Raw genomic sequence first — 16,127 nt, 5'->3', positions numbered from 1 at the left:
TATATTATATAAAGGTTGTCTTGTTATGGGACAACCTTTTTTTTTCATCACATGGTATAAAAGCAAAATTTAAATTATATGAGCCAGAAATTAAAAACATTTGTTACCGTATGTACTGTTTTATTGATTTGCGGGTATGGCGTGCTTTTTCTCAGCAATAATAGTCAGGTTCAGGATTCCGGAATTGGAAATGAAGAAAGACCTGATGATCCGGTGCTGACTGGGGAGGAGCTTGCAAAGTTTAATGAATATGTGGCCGCCAGGTTGAATTCAGGGAGCTTAAAATCCTCGCAAACAAGTGGAGAAAGCAGTTATGCGAATGGCCAACTTACGGGTTCGTGGAGTGCTAAGTTGTCGCAAACAGGCTGGTATGGGTATCGTGTTGATAATTCCGCTTATGACTCATTGCGCAATGTATTTTATGTGGTGACTTATGCAGGCCATTTATATAAGCTCGAATACGAAAACGAAGTAAAATGGACTTTACTGAACCATAAAATAGTGATGAATCCATCGGATAACGGCACAGCCAATCCTGTTTTTACAGGAACTCTTTTGCCGGATTCTAAATTCCGCTTAATACGCAGTAATGATGATGTAGGGAGGATGGAGTATTCAGATGATGAGGGACAAAACTGGATTGCTTCAACCGGAGCAGGAATTTCCCGAAGTTGGTCTAACCAAATTTGCGAAATAACCTCAGAAGGGAAAAAACGGATCGTTTTACATACTTATAATGCCAATTACCACCATATTTACTATTCAGATGATAATGGTGTCAGTTATTCTGAGTCAGGTCTTAGTTTCCCTATTTCCACTTACGATATGAAGATTGCCAAGCCATTTAATACCAATGAAGTTTATATGTGGGTTTGGAATAAAAGCACCAAAAATATTGATGTTTACAAGTATAATAATGTTCATGAAGAGTTTGAGCTTCAAAGTAGTTCATCCAGTGTTGTGTCAGGAACCAACCTTTCAAGTGCAGCAGCTACCTGTGTTGATGGCAAATATCATTTTTACCTGGCTACGATAAATTCAGGTTATACGGTGTATTATTCTTCGGACGAAGGTGTTACATGGACTCAGAAGAATGCCGGGAGAGACAAGCCGTTTGAAACCATTTGTCCGGATAAGCCCAATATGTTAATCAGTGGTTTTGAGGATATGAAACTCTCGGCCGATTATGGAGCCACCTGGAGTGGTTTTGGATACAAATTAGGGTGGGATTTGCAACATATGCGAACCTATGAAATGAAAGATGGAGGACACATCACACTGGCAGGGTTAGATTTTGGCTGTTATATTTCCCAAACCCCGGAGGATAAAAATTCATATACATGGTGTAACAACGGAGCCTGGTTTGCCATGCATTATGATGTGGCTTCCAGTGAAAACTTCAATTCGATTTATATGGCCAACCAGGATCGGGGCGCCACGGCATACAAAGATTCTGCAGAAAAGGTTAACACCAGGGATATTGATGGAACCGATGTTTTAAGGGTGTGTTATGCCAAAAGAGAAACCTCTGTATGGACCTGGTTTTATTACGGAAGAATTAAGCACCAAAATAATTTTGCCACAGGGAAAACCGGAGGTAGTGCGGTTTTTGATGGACTTGGCAATTGGTGGGCTGCTCCTATTGTAGCATCTCCCAATCCGGATGAAGATGCCATATATGCAGCTTACGGAAGCAATCTGCAGAAGTTTAGTTATGATGAAAGTTCAGGATCAATCACCCAAACTGCACATGAGTTTAATTTTGAAAACAGATATTCCTCTGAAATTGGTGGTTTTGGGTATTCAGAGCTTAATAAAAAGTTATGGTATGTGGCATTAAACAACGGGGCTTTTATCTATTCAAAAGATGGAGGGGATACCTGGACCCGGTCGAAGTATTATGCCAGTACTCCCAAAGCAAACGACCAATATTATAATTACCCTAAAAACCAAAGCGTGATAAGGGCATCTAAAATAGATACCAGCAAAGTATATTATGCTGGAGTTGGTAATTTGTTTTTGATTTCTGAGGATAACGGGAATATGTTTACAAATAAAGCCAATGGATTAAGCGTTACACGTATCAGAGATTTTGCATTATCGCCCGATGAACAGTTTATTTTTGCTGCCTGTGGATATGGAGGTGCATGGGTGTATTCTGTACAGGATAATTACTGGTATCAAATGACTGATAATCCTATCCCCAGTGTTGATTTTACAGATGTGGAGTTCATTAGCAATAAAAACTGTGTTCGTTTTGGTACGTATGGAAGCGGAATCATTGAGTTTAAATTAAACAACAATTTTTACCAGGTGAATGGTCCTGACCGTTTGGAAGGTAAGATTAATGCAAATAATAACATTGAATTAAACTGGTTTGATAATGCACTTGATGAAGATGGATTTATTATAGAAAGAGCCTCATTGGGTGAATTTATAGGCATTGATACGGTAAAGGCCGATGTAACATCTTATCAGGAAGAAATTTCTGCTTATGAAGCAACCTTCTATTACAGGGTAAGGGCATTGAAAGGGGATGCGGTTTCAAATCATACAAACCTTGTGATTATCAATACCCCTCCCCAAGGATATATAAGTACGAGTGACTGGGAAATCATAGACTTCAGCAGTGAGGAAATATCCAGCGAAAATTCTCCTGTAAAATATGCTCTCGACAACAATAGCAGCACGTATTGGCACACCTTATATAGTAGTGCGCAACCCGGACATCCTCATTATATAGTTCTTGATCTGGGCGAGGAGCGGACTCTTGCCGGATTCAGATATTTGCCCCGTCAGGATGGGCTGAAAGAAGGAACCATTGCCGACTATGAATTGTATGTTTCCAATGATCCTAACATATGGGGAAGTCCTGTGGCAAGTGGTAAATTTGTTGCTACCACCAAACTTAAAGAGGTGATGTTTGATCAGGAAGAATCGGGAAGATATGTTAAGCTTGAAGCTTTATCCTCAATAACCGGATCAAATTATACCAGTATGGCGGAGTTTATTTTATTGTATCAGATGGTGCCGCCTGATGTGCCCGAAAACCTAAACGCAATGATATTTAGTGATACTTCAGTATTGCTGAGGTGGCAGGATAACTCCCTGAATACAGAAGGATACCTTGTGGAACAACTGGTTGGTGATGAATATAAGATTGTAGCTACGGTTAATGCCCCTGATAAGTATTTTATGCACTCTGATCAGGAACCGGCAACTCTTTATAAGTATCGCATAAAGGCATTTAACCGGGGAGGGGAATCGAATTACACCGAAGAGATTGAGGTTACCACCGGAGGAACACCTACAGAACTTGAAGAACCTGATGTTAATTTTAATGTATATCCAAATCCGTTTGATGACCGGCTCAATATTGAAGTGCCAGTATTAAAAGCTGAGTCTTCAGTTAAACTTATCGACACAAAAGGCAAGGTTGTATTAAGGCAGTCGATTCAATCAGGAGATACTTTTATAATACTTAATACTGCAGATGTTTTACCGGGTTTGTATATTATAGAATGTCAACTTGGAAATAATAGGGTCACAAAAAAGGTGATAAAAAAATAAGCGCTTTTGTTTGTGTAATAATGATCTGGTGAGTAAGTTAGCGTGGGTTTTTGCAGGTTGGGATATTACTTTGCTTTCGATTTTTTAATAGTCATTGTTGTTTTTATTATAGTTACAAATAAAGCAATGGAGTAGTTTTATGCTTTTATATTGGCATACTATTTACATTAAAAAAGACGCTAGTACATATATTTAGTTAGTCGTAATTTATTTTATTTTTGATCAGATGATATCAGGAGGTTTTTATAAAAGTTTTTGGAAAAGTGCATGTTTGATAATAGCTGTTTTGGTGATGACAGCATGCTCAGGAAAACAGAACTTTACAGGTTATTTATTTGTTTATTTTACTGGTAATGGAGTTGGAGAAGAACAGGTTCATTATGCCATAAGTGAAGATGGATTCAACTACCGGGCATTAAATGATAATAAACCTATAATAGCATCCCAAGATATAAGTTCTTCCGGCGGTGTACGTGATCCTCACATTTTGAGGAGTCCGGATGGGAAAGGTTTTTATATGGTATTAACCGATTTATATGTTCCTGAAATGGGATGGGAGAATAGAGCCCTGGTAATGCTAAAATCAGAAGATTTAGTTCATTGGGAACATACTAACGTAAATATTCCTGAATCTTATCCGGTGAAATATGGGCAGGTAAACAGGGTATGGGCACCTCAAACCATTTACGATAAGAGCGAGGGTAAGTACATGGTCTATTTTTCAATGCGATCCAATCACGATCCTGATAAAATATATTATGCTTATGCAAATGAGGATTTTACCGGATTCGAGTCAGCTCCGAAACAACTTTTCTTTAGTCCTACCAATAATGCTTGTATTGATGCAGATATTATTGAGAAAGATAATAAATATCATATGTTCTTTAAGTCTGAAGATGGCAAACCCGGGATTAAACTGGCTGTTTCTGATAAAGTGAACAGCGGATATGAACAGGTAAGTCCGGAAAGGGTAGATAAGGAGAGTCATAATGTGGAAGGTTCAAGCGTATTTAAACTGAATAACAGTGATGAATGGATCCTGATGTATGATGTGTATATGAAGGGAAGATATCAGTTTGCCAAATCAAAAGATTTAGAGACGTTTGAAGTTATTGATGATGATATTTCAATGAATTTTCATCCCCGTCATGGATGTGTATTGCCAATAACTCAAAATGAGTTAGAGCTCTTGGTTAGTCAATGGGGATCTTTCAATGATCCGTTAATTCAAGCTAAGGCAAAGGACATTAAGCAGCAGAACATCATCATTGATGGAAAAAACAGGCATATCCATTTGCCGGTAAAGCATAATGTAGAAGTTGATAATTTCGACCCTCAGTTATGTGGTAAGATGGGGTTTAGCGTTGTTCCCAATGGAGCTCAGGATTTTAGTAAAGGAGCTGTGGATTATCAGGTTAAAATAAATAATATGGGGAGCGAGGTTTTTAAAGTGTCGGTGTCGGAAGATTGTAATCCGGTAATTGATGGTTTTTATGCCGACCCGGATATTCTTTACTCAAATAAAACCGGAAAATATTATATATATCCAACTACGGATGGATTTGATAGCTGGTCGGGTTATTATTTTAAAACATTTTCTTCCGAAAATCTGGTTGATTGGAAAGATGAAGGGGTTATTCTTGATCTGAAAAAAGATGTGTCGTGGGCTAACAGAAATGCATGGGCTCCAACAGCTATTGAAAAGAAAGTGGGCGATAGCTATAAGTATTATTATTACTTTACAGCCGCCCAAAAAATTGGAGTGGCAGTTTCCGATAACCCAACAGGACCGTTTAAGGATAAAGGGGAAGCTCTTATTGATCAATTTCCTAAAGGTATTAATTATGGCCAGCAGATTGATCCCTATGTTTTTTCAGATCCGGAATCGGACAAAAATTATTTGTACTGGGGTAATGGATACATGGCAGGCGTTGAGCTAAACGATGATATGATGTCGGTAAAAGAGCATACGTTAAAGATAATGACCCCCGATAATACCTATAGAGAAGGATCATGTGTATTCTATCGTAATGGCAAATATTATTTTATGTGGTCGGAAGATGATACCAGGAGTCCCAATTATAAAGTAAGATATGCTGTTGCAGATTCTCCTTTAGGTGATCTGACGATTCCGGAAAACAACCTGGTGATCGAAAAACGCCCTGAGGCCGGTATTTATGGAACAGGACATAACTCCATACTCCAGGTTCCGGGTAAGGATGAATGGTATCTGGTTTATCATCGTTTTACACTTCCCAATGGTATTGCAATGGGCGACGCTGCCGGTTTTCACCGGGAAGTTTGTCTGGATCAGTTAACCTTCAACGATAAGGATGAAATTGTTACAGTAATACCAACTGTTGAAGGTATAAAAGGAATTGCTTTATAGTGCACAAATGGTTGTTTGCAGTTGAGATTAAACTGAAAATTATTGTTTTTATGCTATGAATTTTTCATTTGGATCATATGTCGATTTCTCCATTTATAAACGAGATCTTGATATTAAGCCTGGTCCGGGTATAGCTTTCGGAATGGGGTATAAATGGAAGGATAGATATGCGTTAGAATGTCGGTATTATACACCGCATGATCTTTTGGATAGTTATGCAAGTTGGAAAGGACAATGTGAAGCTTTTTCAATTACATTAGGATACACCTTTTTTTAAGAAAAATACTTGCTCACCCATATTACAACTTCTATAAACCTATCACCACAGAGGTGACATATTTATAGAAGTTGTATGGTTCTTTAATGTCTTTTCGAACACTAAAAGCTATATGCAGGGATAATTTACGCTGCTGTATAAATTACCAGCTCGAAGGCAACCCGGCATCATCAAGGAGCATGGCCTTAACAACTCTTGCATGATTAATAAGATCCTGTTCCGAACTTACTTCCGATCGATAGTTTATTCCTGTTGGCCAATAATGAACTGCTGAAGTACTATTGTCACCGTGAAGTTCATCTCCGGTTAGTTCCTGGCAAAGTTGTTGACCCGTATTACCCTGCCATACTCCTCCAACCATAAGGTTTTTCCATTCAGTTGTTGTTCCGGAGCCAAAATAATGCGCCATTTCATGCATGGTGGTACCAACCCACATATATGTTGTGTTTGGGCCATATCCTATTGAGCCATGATAGCTGGCCTGGGCAGTAGGGATACCTGCATTATAGTACACATAAATATTGGCTTTAAAGGTGGTATACCTGTTGTAATAATAACAGGCACTGTCCAAAGCAGTTTTTATCAGGTTGTAATATTCGGGGTATACCGACTCGTCAATATCTAATGTATACGTAACATTTCCGGGCAGAGCTTTCATTTCCACACTATTGCTATAGGTTGTTCCCATGCAGTTTGTAGCAAAGGCTCTCACATGATAGGTTTCTCCAATCTCCAGGTCGTCCATAGGGGCATAAAAGCGACCGGTATGGGTACCTTCTGCAAAGAGGTTATCATTTATTGTAGGCTCTTCTGATGTAGACCAACAAATTCCTCTTTCATGCAGTTTGCATTCTCCGTTACCAGATATGTTTACTTCACAAATACCTTTGTTTACGGAGCTTTGGTATTCGCTCGAAATTAGCTGTAAGGTAGGAGGGGTATAATCGCCCACCGAATAATTCATACTGTCAATTTCGTTTAAGGGAAGGGTATATAAGTTGCCATCTTTTTTGTACACCTGAAGTTGCGTGTTTGATTTATCAACGCATATGCTGTCTATGTTATTAAAATCGAATTGCAATACAGTATGATCTGTTTTGTAGATATTTAAAGTTTTACTGGTAGCATACACCGATAGCATAAATACGATGCCTAATAATATAATTGTGGTTTTCTTCATTGTATTTTTTATTTGCTTGCTTAGTGATTATTGTTTGCAGAATTTTAATGTATCAGAATTGGTTTTAAGAATGTACACTCCAGATTTTAGGAAACTAATATCTAATTGCTCTGTAGTAGCTGAAATTTGCTTTTGTGCTAATAATTGGCCAGAAATGGAATAGATATAAATAAATTTGTCGCTGCTAGTTAGCCCGGTAACAAACAATTTGTTTTTTGCCGGATTAGGGTACACAGAGATAGTTGATTGAACAGGCTGGAGCGAAATGGCAGAGCTTATGTCGCTGAATATAATTTTTTCAATCACGCTGTTTGTAATTGACCTGGAGCTGTAGTCTGTAAACAGGATTGATGTTTCATTTTCTGAAAAGGTCAGGTATTTGAAGTCATCGAAAGCAATTTTTTCAGAAGCATCACCTGTCTCCAGGATTTCAATACTCGAAGGCCATGGATTATAGATAACTTCCAGAGATTCTGTTTCGGCTGTTTTTGATGTGCCGATATATGCCTCTGATGCATTCTCTAGTTGGGTAAGCCTGTTGGTGGTGTTAATCTCAGTGTGTTTTATCTCTTCTTCAGACAGTGCCCGGTTATAAATTCTGAAATCATAGATTAAAGTACCCCTTAAATACACATCTCCGGTATAACAGGAGCGTCCAATCCAGTTATACAACGTACCGTCACTGCCATCTTTTAATATGGAAGTAGATGGTAGATTGGTAATGGTTTTTGACTGAACAGGAATTCCATCAATGTACAAGGTGGCTGTTTCGCCATCCTGGGTATAAGTGATATTATGCCAGTTACCTTTTAATGCTTGTCTTTGAAAGCCTATTGCCTGGTTTCCTGAGCCAGTTGTGTAATAACCGGGACTAACACTTACACTTTGGTCTTTTAAGCTGCATATAATATACCCGTTCTGATCAGATGCTGCATTGGTGCTGTTTGAAAAATTCCATATAAAGTTACCATAGCTGCTAAGGGCCGAGTAGTTGTTGTCTATTCTAAAATAAGCACTCATGGTATAATCGCTTAGTCGGCTGGCAACTTTGCCCACTTCGGTGCCCATGTCAAAGTAACCGTTTACGCTTCCTAAATTAAGCACATTGAATATTCCGGTTTCCTGTGTACCTATGGTTACTACTGAAGCTGAATTTTTTAACGTACCCTCAAAATGTTTGCCCGCAACATCATAAATGCTGGTGTTATCAACATCCGAGAAATCAAATTGAACCAGGAGTTCACTGGTAAACGCAGAGCTTTCGTCGGCAAGTACTGTAGCTGTGAATTCTTTTTCAATGCTAAAGGTACCGTAACTAAGTGTTGCAGTTAGGGTAACATCATAATCAAAATAATCAGGGCGGGTAACATTGCCTTCATTATCGATGATAGTATTGTGAGAGGAGTCCCAGCTAATGGTTACTCCGTTGCTACCGCCAGTTACAGGTAAGGATAGGTTGTTGGTTACGGAAGAAAGGTCTCCTAAATCCAACAGATCATATTGGTTGTACAATTCTTCCAGGCCAATCAGGGATATAATATCTTCACTTGTTAATGCCCGGTTATATATCCTGATATCATCCAAAACACCGTCAAAACCGTTGGTGTCTTGTGCCCATCTTGAATGCGCAATGTAATTATCGGTGGTTGTTCCTAAAGTGCTGCCCGCACGATAAGGCAAGTTTGATACTGAGCCAACATTGTTGCCATTGATATAAAAGGTGGCAGTGCCCGATAATCCGCTCCATTGATAGCTTATGGCTACATGTACCCATTGGTTTGTTGGAATTTTCTCTGTAGCAGCAGCATTATATCCCAAACCCGAGGCTCCTCTGTATCGAAGTACCATATAATCGTTGTCTCCGTTAAAACTCGGAACAAAAGCCAGGTAGTTATTTGTTCCGTCAATGCCACTTCCCCAGTCAAAAAAACGGGTGGCACTTTTTAAGGAGTTAAGCTTAACCCATGTGGCAAAAGTAAATGAGGTTAAACCACTATTAATATTATCAGGAATGGAAAGGTAATCGCCATGGGCAATACATGCAATTCCATTGCCGGAATAACCGGTTGTTGAAACAGCACCACCAGTTAAGGTTCCATTGTTGTTGTTCCCCGAATCATCTTCTACATTGGAAGATGTAATATTATCGCAGGAATAATGAAGGATAAGGCCGGTTGTGGTGTCTTGTGAAAAGGCATTGCCATGTATTGCCCCAAAAAACATACATAGCAGAATAGGCCTGAGGTAGCGTTTGTTAAGTGTAAATATCTTTTTTTTCATAACTATTATTTTTGATTCCTTTATTAAGGTTTGCATCAGGAGTTAAAATTATTTTAAAGAGTTGATATTAAATGCAACAAATTCGGCTATTACTTTTGATTTTTCATAATTACAAATTCAAATCTGCTTGGTAGTTAGATGATTATAGGAAGTAAATAATTGCCGATAGCCAGAGCAAATTAAAAACTGTTTGGTTTTGGCTTGTTTTTGCTGGGAATATGTTGAATTTGTTATAGTAATAAACTAATTGTTGACATTGTAATTTTGGTACAAAGAGTATTATTGTCAGAGTCATTCTCTCAGTTTTACTAACATATATTTAAAGATGAAGATAAGAAGGATTGTTAACGTTGTTGTATTTGTTTTGTGGGGATTAAATGGTGTTGCACAAACAAGTAGTACTGGTGATAACCTGGTGGCTCAGCCAATACCTGACAGAACAGTACTGTTTGATGTAGCCGGAAGTGGTGTGGAAAAGCCAATTATCTGGGGATTGGATCTGGCCTGGTTAAGCAGGGACAACATCCGTAGAGGGATAAGTTTTATGGGCTCTGAAAGAGTTGATGTTGTTCGCTCCTCTTTTACGCCAACAGCTGCATTAATAGATGGGGAATTACCTTCCTACGAACTTGGCAGGCTCAACGAAAGACTGGATATTATTGATTTGTTTGGAAGAAATATGAATCTGGTGCTGAATTGCGATCATCCTTCTGTAGATTCATGGTACCTGGGTAATGCTGCAAATTGGGCACAACTGATAGATGTTACGGCTCAACATTGTGAGAGTCGGGGACATACAATTGTTACGGTATCTCCTTTTAATGAGCCTGATAATACTTCGACAGGACAGGGGACTGTTGATGATTTCTACAATATAGCCGGGGAGTTGAAAAGTAATATACGTTTCAATGAGGTTCGTATTTCCGGAGGAAATACCCTTAATACCGATGAGGCACTGGTTTGGTACACTCCTTTAAAGGATAGACTGGATGAAGGAAATACCCACCAGCTGGCCGGTACTTTTGATAACTATGCAGGTTTCTTTGAAACGGTTCGGGCAGATGGTAAGCATGCTTCCAATGATGAGTTACATAATGTAATGGAAGCAATGGTTGGCGTTGAATATGGTATGCAAACCGGAATCTGGTGGGGTACGGCAGAGTATGCACGCGGAGAGTTTGTGAAAGCAAGTGACGGAGTTCGTTTGGGTTATGCAGAACATCGTGATAACTGGACTGCAGCATCTGTTTACCGTGATTTGGAGGGTAAGGTGCAGGCCTTTTGTGGCGCCTCAGAACGTCAGGCTGTTACTACTACTTACCGTTATGTTTCAAAGGATAGAGATGTGTATTTTGATGGTCATGGCCCTCAGCGCGAATTTACTTTGGTGATGCCAGGAGGAACGGGTTATCAGGTAAATCAGCCTAATGCAGAACGAGTGGTGAATGTTACCTGGGGTGATGATATACAACCTGTAATAAATGGACAGTATGTTTTAGTTAATCGTAATAGTGGATTGGTTATGGAAGTGTCTGGTGGCTCAACAGATTGGGGAGCAAATGTAAGGCAGTATTCTTATAATCATGAAGCCTACCAGCATTGGAATGTGTCAAGGGTTGACTCACGTGTAGGTGGTGATTTTAGTTACTATACAATGACTGCTGCCCATAATAACCTTTCACCGGATTTGCTGAATTGGTCGCTTGAAGATGGGGGAAATATTATAGTTTGGGATGATGCCAAAGGGGCTAACCAACAATGGTATCTTGAGTATGCCGAAGACGGCTGGTTTTTTATCCGAAGCAGGCATAGTGCCAAATGTATCGAAGTAGTCAATGCCAGTACCGGGAATGGAGCAAATATTCAACAGGGTGATAAAGATGGTGGCCAGAATCAGCAATGGCGATTTATCCCGGTAGGTGCCGAAGTTGAGTTTGCTGCACCACAATCACCTGTTGATGTGGAGGCTACAGCACAAGAAGGTTTTGTTCGATTGGAATGGACTGCAAATTCAGAAGCCGATTTGGCAGGTTATACCATTTTCAGGGCTGAGTCTTCCGGTGGCACTTATAATACAATTGCCCAAAATGTAACATCCACATCATTTATCGATAACACGGTTTTAGCAGGGGTAGATTATTACTATGTGATTAAAGCAGTAGATAAATCATTGAATAAATCCGCTTATTCCGATGAAGTATCAACAGCTGCTACGGGTGATAAAACGCAAATAGTGCGCATGCCTTTTGAGGGTGATGTTGTTGATGTTTCAGCTAATCAGAACAATGGAGCGTTGTTTGGGGAGGTTGAGTATGTTGAAGGAAAATCAGGATCGCAGGCCATTGTTTTGGATGGTTCAAATAACTTTGTGCAGCTGCCTTCAACAATTGCTAATCATAGAAATATTTCGGTTGCTACCTGGGTTAAGTGGAATGGCGGAGCCAGATGGGCACCTGTTTTTTCATTCGAAAATGACATAAATGAGAGCGTAAGTCTGACTCCATATATGAAGTTATTAGTTAAAAATGATGGCGCAGAATATACCTTGTCATCTTCACGATTAACTTCGGGTGTTTGGTTTCATGTAGTGGTTACCATGGGGGATTCGGGTATTAAATTGTTTGTAAACGGAGAGTTAGTGGATGAATTAAATACTGTTTCAGTAAGTACTTTAGACTTTAAGCCGGTTTTAAATTATATAGGGCGCAGCCAGCAAACCACTTCATTGTTTAATGGATGTATTGATGATTTTTGTGTGTATAACTATGAATTGTCAGCAACAGAGGTTGCGGATTTGGCAGCGGACAATCCTACCGGTTTATCAGGATCGGAACAATTGGGAGCAGGAAACTTAGTCTTGTGGCCAATGCCTGCAACCGAGGCATTAAAGGTTAGTTATTCTGGAAATAATGCTGAAGGTTTATCTGTTGTTTCATTGTATGGTATGAATGGGGAAATTATCAGGAGTAAAACGCTTGATGGTTCTGGTGATATTGACTTTAATACCTCAGAGCTGGCCTCCGGAATTTATATTTTAAGGCTAAGAAATAGCAAAGAGATGATAAACCGAAAATTCATTGTCAAACACTAAGGTGTTGCTAAAGTAAGAAAGTGCGGACAAGTGGTGAAAAAGTAATTACTGGGTGAGTTTTTATTTTTTATTGGCTTTGGAAAGATATACTTAAATGAATTGTGGCAAATAAATGAAAAAATAATCACGTGAAAATATGTTCTTCTATTCCAAAGATATTCTTTCTACTCATTACTATAAGTTTTTTTAATGATGTAAATAGCCAGGGATTTAAACATCCCGGCCTCTTACATACGCAAGAAGATTTTAGCCGAATTATAACACAACTAGCAAGTAATAACCCGGCTGTAGTAGCAGGGATGACACACCTGAGATCCAGCGAATGGTCACAGCTTAATGTGAGTACTTGGCCTGTTGAAATTATAAAGCGGGGAATAGCCGGTGATGAAAATTATATTAATGCAGCAAGGGGGGCGCATATTGCTTATATGTGCGCTTTGCGCTGGAAATTAGGGGATGGGGAGGCTTATGCAAAAAAGGCAGTTGAGGTTTTAAATCTTTGGGCGGCTACTACAACGGGTATTGGAGGAAATTCTAATTATGCCCTTGCTTCCGGGATATATGGATATGAGTTTGCTAATGCAGGTGAATTATTGCGTGATTATGAAGGATGGAAACCTGATGATTTTAAAGCTTTTCAGGACTGGATGAAAGGTTTGTGGTATCCGGTGGCTCTTGGTTTTTTAACGGACAGAAATGGTACAAATCCAGGTCATTACTGGTCGAACTGGGGCTTGTGCAATGCATTGACAGTAATCAGTATTGGTGTTTTATGTGATGATATGTACATTTATAACCAGGGACTATCTTATTATAAGGATGATTACATTGGAACTTTTAAAGAAGATAAAACCGGAGACGATAAAATTATCAATGATGGTTACAACGAGTTTATTGGTAACCTGGTACCCATAGTATGGGGGGATGATAGAGGCCCGTTTGGCCAGTTGGGACAAATGCAGGAGTCGGGACGAGACCAGGGGCATACCCTGATGGCAGTAGGTTTGGCTACCGATATTTGTCAGGTAGCATGGAACCAGGGAGAAGATCTGTTTGCCTATATGGACAATCGGCTTGCGGCCGGGATAGAATATATTGCGGCCTATAATACAATTGTTGAAAATGAAGATTTGCCCTGGAAAGAGTATTGGTATCATGATGTTCGCACTTCGATTGAAAATTCTTGGAAGCAAACCGAAAATAATGCGATAGGTAGAGGGCAGCATCGTCCGTATTGGGACCGGATACTCGGATATTACCAGGGGATAAAAGGCATTGAGATGCCATATGCATCTATTATGGCAAGTAATATTAGAACTGCCAATGGGGGTGCTGACTTTGGTGGAGGCGGAAGTACGAGTGGGGGGTATGACCATTTGGGGTATTCCACTTTAACCTGTACACGTCCTGCAGTAACTGAAGGTCAGGTACAAACTTCTTTGGGAATGCAAATCCATTATGATGGAAAAATATACAACAGCACAGCGCGACTTTCTTTTCAGCCCGGAAGTATTATCACCCTCTATCCAACTTTGCCTGATACGGCTACTAATTCCGGAAATTGGTTGTGGGATAACGGATCTGCCACTCAACAATTAGAAATAAATGCTGATAGCAGCCACATTTATCGGGTATATTATACCAATACCAATGGAGTGGTAAGCACACAGTCTTTTAGCATATTGGTGTATGGCGATTGTCCTCCAGATGTATATTCCTATTCAATAATTTCAAACAACGTTATCACTGAGGATACAATAATTATTGTTCAGCCATATTCTAATGTGAATTTATGCCTGCAGTCATTGACCGGGCAATCTACTTATTTATGGAATACCGGAGAAACGAGTGCAATCAAGCAGGCGATTATCCAAAAAGCTGATTCCAGTTTTACCGTAACAGGAACAAATAAAGGAGGTGCAGCCTATCAGCTTAGCTTTAAAATAAACGTAGAGCCTATAGGTGGTCGCTTTAAAATAAATGATGGTGATATTTTAAATGGAAACAAGGTTAAAGCTGTAAAAGGCCAAACGGTTACGCTTATTCCTGAAATAAAGGAAGAAATTGAAGGGGGTACCTGGAAATGGGGTGACGGAAGCACAATAAAAAAACTTGTGATTGAAAATATACAGAACAATGCTGAGTATACGGTTACCTATGCGTATCAGGGTCAAACCTATTCAATAAGCTACTACATAGTTTTGGTGGATGATGCCAGTTCATTTGCCTATTGGCCAATGAACAATACAGAAGGAACAATGCTGACGGATGTATGGAGTGGATTTAATGCAACGCTTTATAATGCAACATGGACAAGCGAAGGCAAGTGTGATGGAGCAATTGCTTTTGACGGAGCTTCTTCATATGTTCATCTTCCCGATAATTTTCTGAGTTCACTTAGCGACTTTTCTATTGCTGTTTGGGTAAAACCTGAAACAGCAGACATGTGGGCTCGAATATGGGATTTTGGTATCAATACAGACTATAATATGTTCCTGACACCTGTGTCGGGCGATGGATTTGTTCGCTTTGCAATTAAAGCAGGAGGTGAGGAGCAGCAGGTGACCTCCACTACAAATATTGTCTTAAATGAATGGACTCACATTGCAGTTACCAAATCAGGAAACACGGCAAAACTGTATGTAAATGGTGATTTGGTTGGGACTAATACTGCTACTACCATTAGTCCATCACAATTGGGATTTACCATTAATAATTATTTAGGGAAATCACAATGGCCTGATCCCCTGTTTAAAGGGAGTGTAGACGAACTGAAAATATTTAACACAGCAATGGAATCAACCAAAATTACAGAGTTGATGTTGTGTGGTGTTAATACAGGAATGTCTGCAAAACTGGAAAATGAGAATAAATTGTCTGTTATTCTTACGCTTTCTTCCTCTGGTGATTATATCCTTCTAAATAAAGAAGGGAAGCATACTTGCGTTGATGTGTTTGAGCTGACTGGTAGGTTGGTGAACTCCTTCAGTTCCAATTCAGCACAAATCAATTTGAATTTGCATAGTCCCGGATTGTATCTTGTTAAGGTGGTTACTGATTGTGGGTCACAAGTATTCAAGGTGTTAAAGCGATAGGCTGGCGCACACGCCTTCACGTGTTATTGATTAAAAATCATTATTGACCGAGAAAAAATATATGAGTATAGATATTGTTAATATTAATAAGGGTTATATGATATTGAGCGATATGTTAGGGTATTTAAACCGCCTTCATGTAAAAGCGTAAAAAAAATCAGTAAACGAAGCGTTAAGAAAGAAAAGCTGTTTGAACGCAGTGAGTTCTTTTCTTTTAGCGAAGAGCGGTGATTTTTAGCTTTTTC

Annotated in this window: 7 protein-coding genes; 5 read left to right on the top strand and 2 right to left on the bottom strand. The window is 39.3% G+C overall.

The genetic code is table 11. From position 1 onward, the window contains the following. The first annotated feature begins 78 nt into the window (after positions 1-78). The 3 genes from OM074_RS17950 to OM074_RS17940 all read left to right on the top strand — a co-directional run bounded on the left by OM074_RS17950 (position 79) and on the right by OM074_RS17940 (position 6,236). Complete coding sequence (locus tag OM074_RS17950; protein WP_301201937.1) at positions 79-3,570, top strand: discoidin domain-containing protein; 3,492 nt, start codon at positions 79-81, stop codon at positions 3,568-3,570. Between the two features lie 292 nt (positions 3,571-3,862). Next, the gene (locus tag OM074_RS17945; RefSeq protein ID WP_301201950.1) at positions 3,863-5,959 is read left to right on the top strand and encodes a glycoside hydrolase family 43 protein; all 2,097 of its coding nucleotides are present in this window, start codon (positions 3,863-3,865) and stop codon (positions 5,957-5,959) included. 55 nt (positions 5,960-6,014) lie between these two features. Next, entirely contained in the window at positions 6,015-6,236 is a 222-nt protein-coding gene (locus OM074_RS17940; RefSeq protein ID WP_301201936.1) for a hypothetical protein, read from the top strand. A gap of 142 nt (positions 6,237-6,378) precedes the next feature. Here the strand turns inward: OM074_RS17940 and OM074_RS17935 are convergent, their stop codons facing one another. Both OM074_RS17935 and OM074_RS17930 read right to left on the bottom strand, forming a co-directional pair. Continuing rightward, positions 6,379-7,416: a hypothetical protein gene (locus tag OM074_RS17935; protein WP_301201935.1), complete on the bottom strand. Its 1,038-nt coding sequence runs from the start codon at positions 7,414-7,416 to the stop codon at positions 6,379-6,381. Positions 7,417-7,443: 27 nt separating this feature from the next. Then, positions 7,444-9,696: a LamG-like jellyroll fold domain-containing protein gene (locus tag OM074_RS17930; protein WP_301201934.1), complete on the bottom strand. Its 2,253-nt coding sequence runs from the start codon at positions 9,694-9,696 to the stop codon at positions 7,444-7,446. Positions 9,697-10,021: 325 nt separating this feature from the next. Here OM074_RS17930 and OM074_RS17925 point away from each other — a divergent pair, with 325 nt between their 5' ends. Then, positions 10,022-12,787 carry an RICIN domain-containing protein gene (locus OM074_RS17925; protein ID WP_301201933.1) on the top strand — a complete coding sequence of 922 codons (2,766 nt, stop codon included), beginning with the start codon at positions 10,022-10,024 and terminating at the stop codon, positions 12,785-12,787. A gap of 128 nt (positions 12,788-12,915) precedes the next feature. Further along, positions 12,916-15,882, top strand: a complete 2,967-nt coding sequence (locus OM074_RS17920) for a LamG-like jellyroll fold domain-containing protein (RefSeq protein ID WP_301201932.1) — start codon at positions 12,916-12,918, stop codon at positions 15,880-15,882. Positions 15,883-16,127 lie beyond the last annotated feature (245 nt).

The sequence above is a fragment of the Plebeiibacterium marinum genome (assembly GCF_026013615.1).
GTDB lineage: Bacteria > Bacteroidota > Bacteroidia > Bacteroidales > Marinilabiliaceae > Saccharicrinis > Saccharicrinis marinus_A.
This window is presented reverse-complemented; position numbering and strand designations above follow the sequence as displayed.

What these genes read in the sequence shown, in the direction of transcription:
- OM074_RS17945 (WP_301201950.1), top strand. Translation starts at nt 3,863, where the DNA reads ATGACAGCATGCTCAGGAAAACAGAACTTTACAGGTTATTTATTTGTT.
- OM074_RS17940 (WP_301201936.1), top strand. Translation starts at nt 6,015, where the DNA reads ATGAATTTTTCATTTGGATCATATGTCGATTTCTCCATTTATAAACGA.
- OM074_RS17930 (WP_301201934.1), bottom strand. Translation starts at nt 9,696, where the DNA reads ATGAAAAAAAAGATATTTACACTTAACAAACGCTACCTCAGGCCTATT.
- OM074_RS17950 (WP_301201937.1), top strand. Translation starts at nt 79, where the DNA reads ATGAGCCAGAAATTAAAAACATTTGTTACCGTATGTACTGTTTTATTG.
- OM074_RS17925 (WP_301201933.1), top strand. Translation starts at nt 10,022, where the DNA reads ATGAAGATAAGAAGGATTGTTAACGTTGTTGTATTTGTTTTGTGGGGA.
- OM074_RS17935 (WP_301201935.1), bottom strand. Translation starts at nt 7,416, where the DNA reads ATGAAGAAAACCACAATTATATTATTAGGCATCGTATTTATGCTATCG.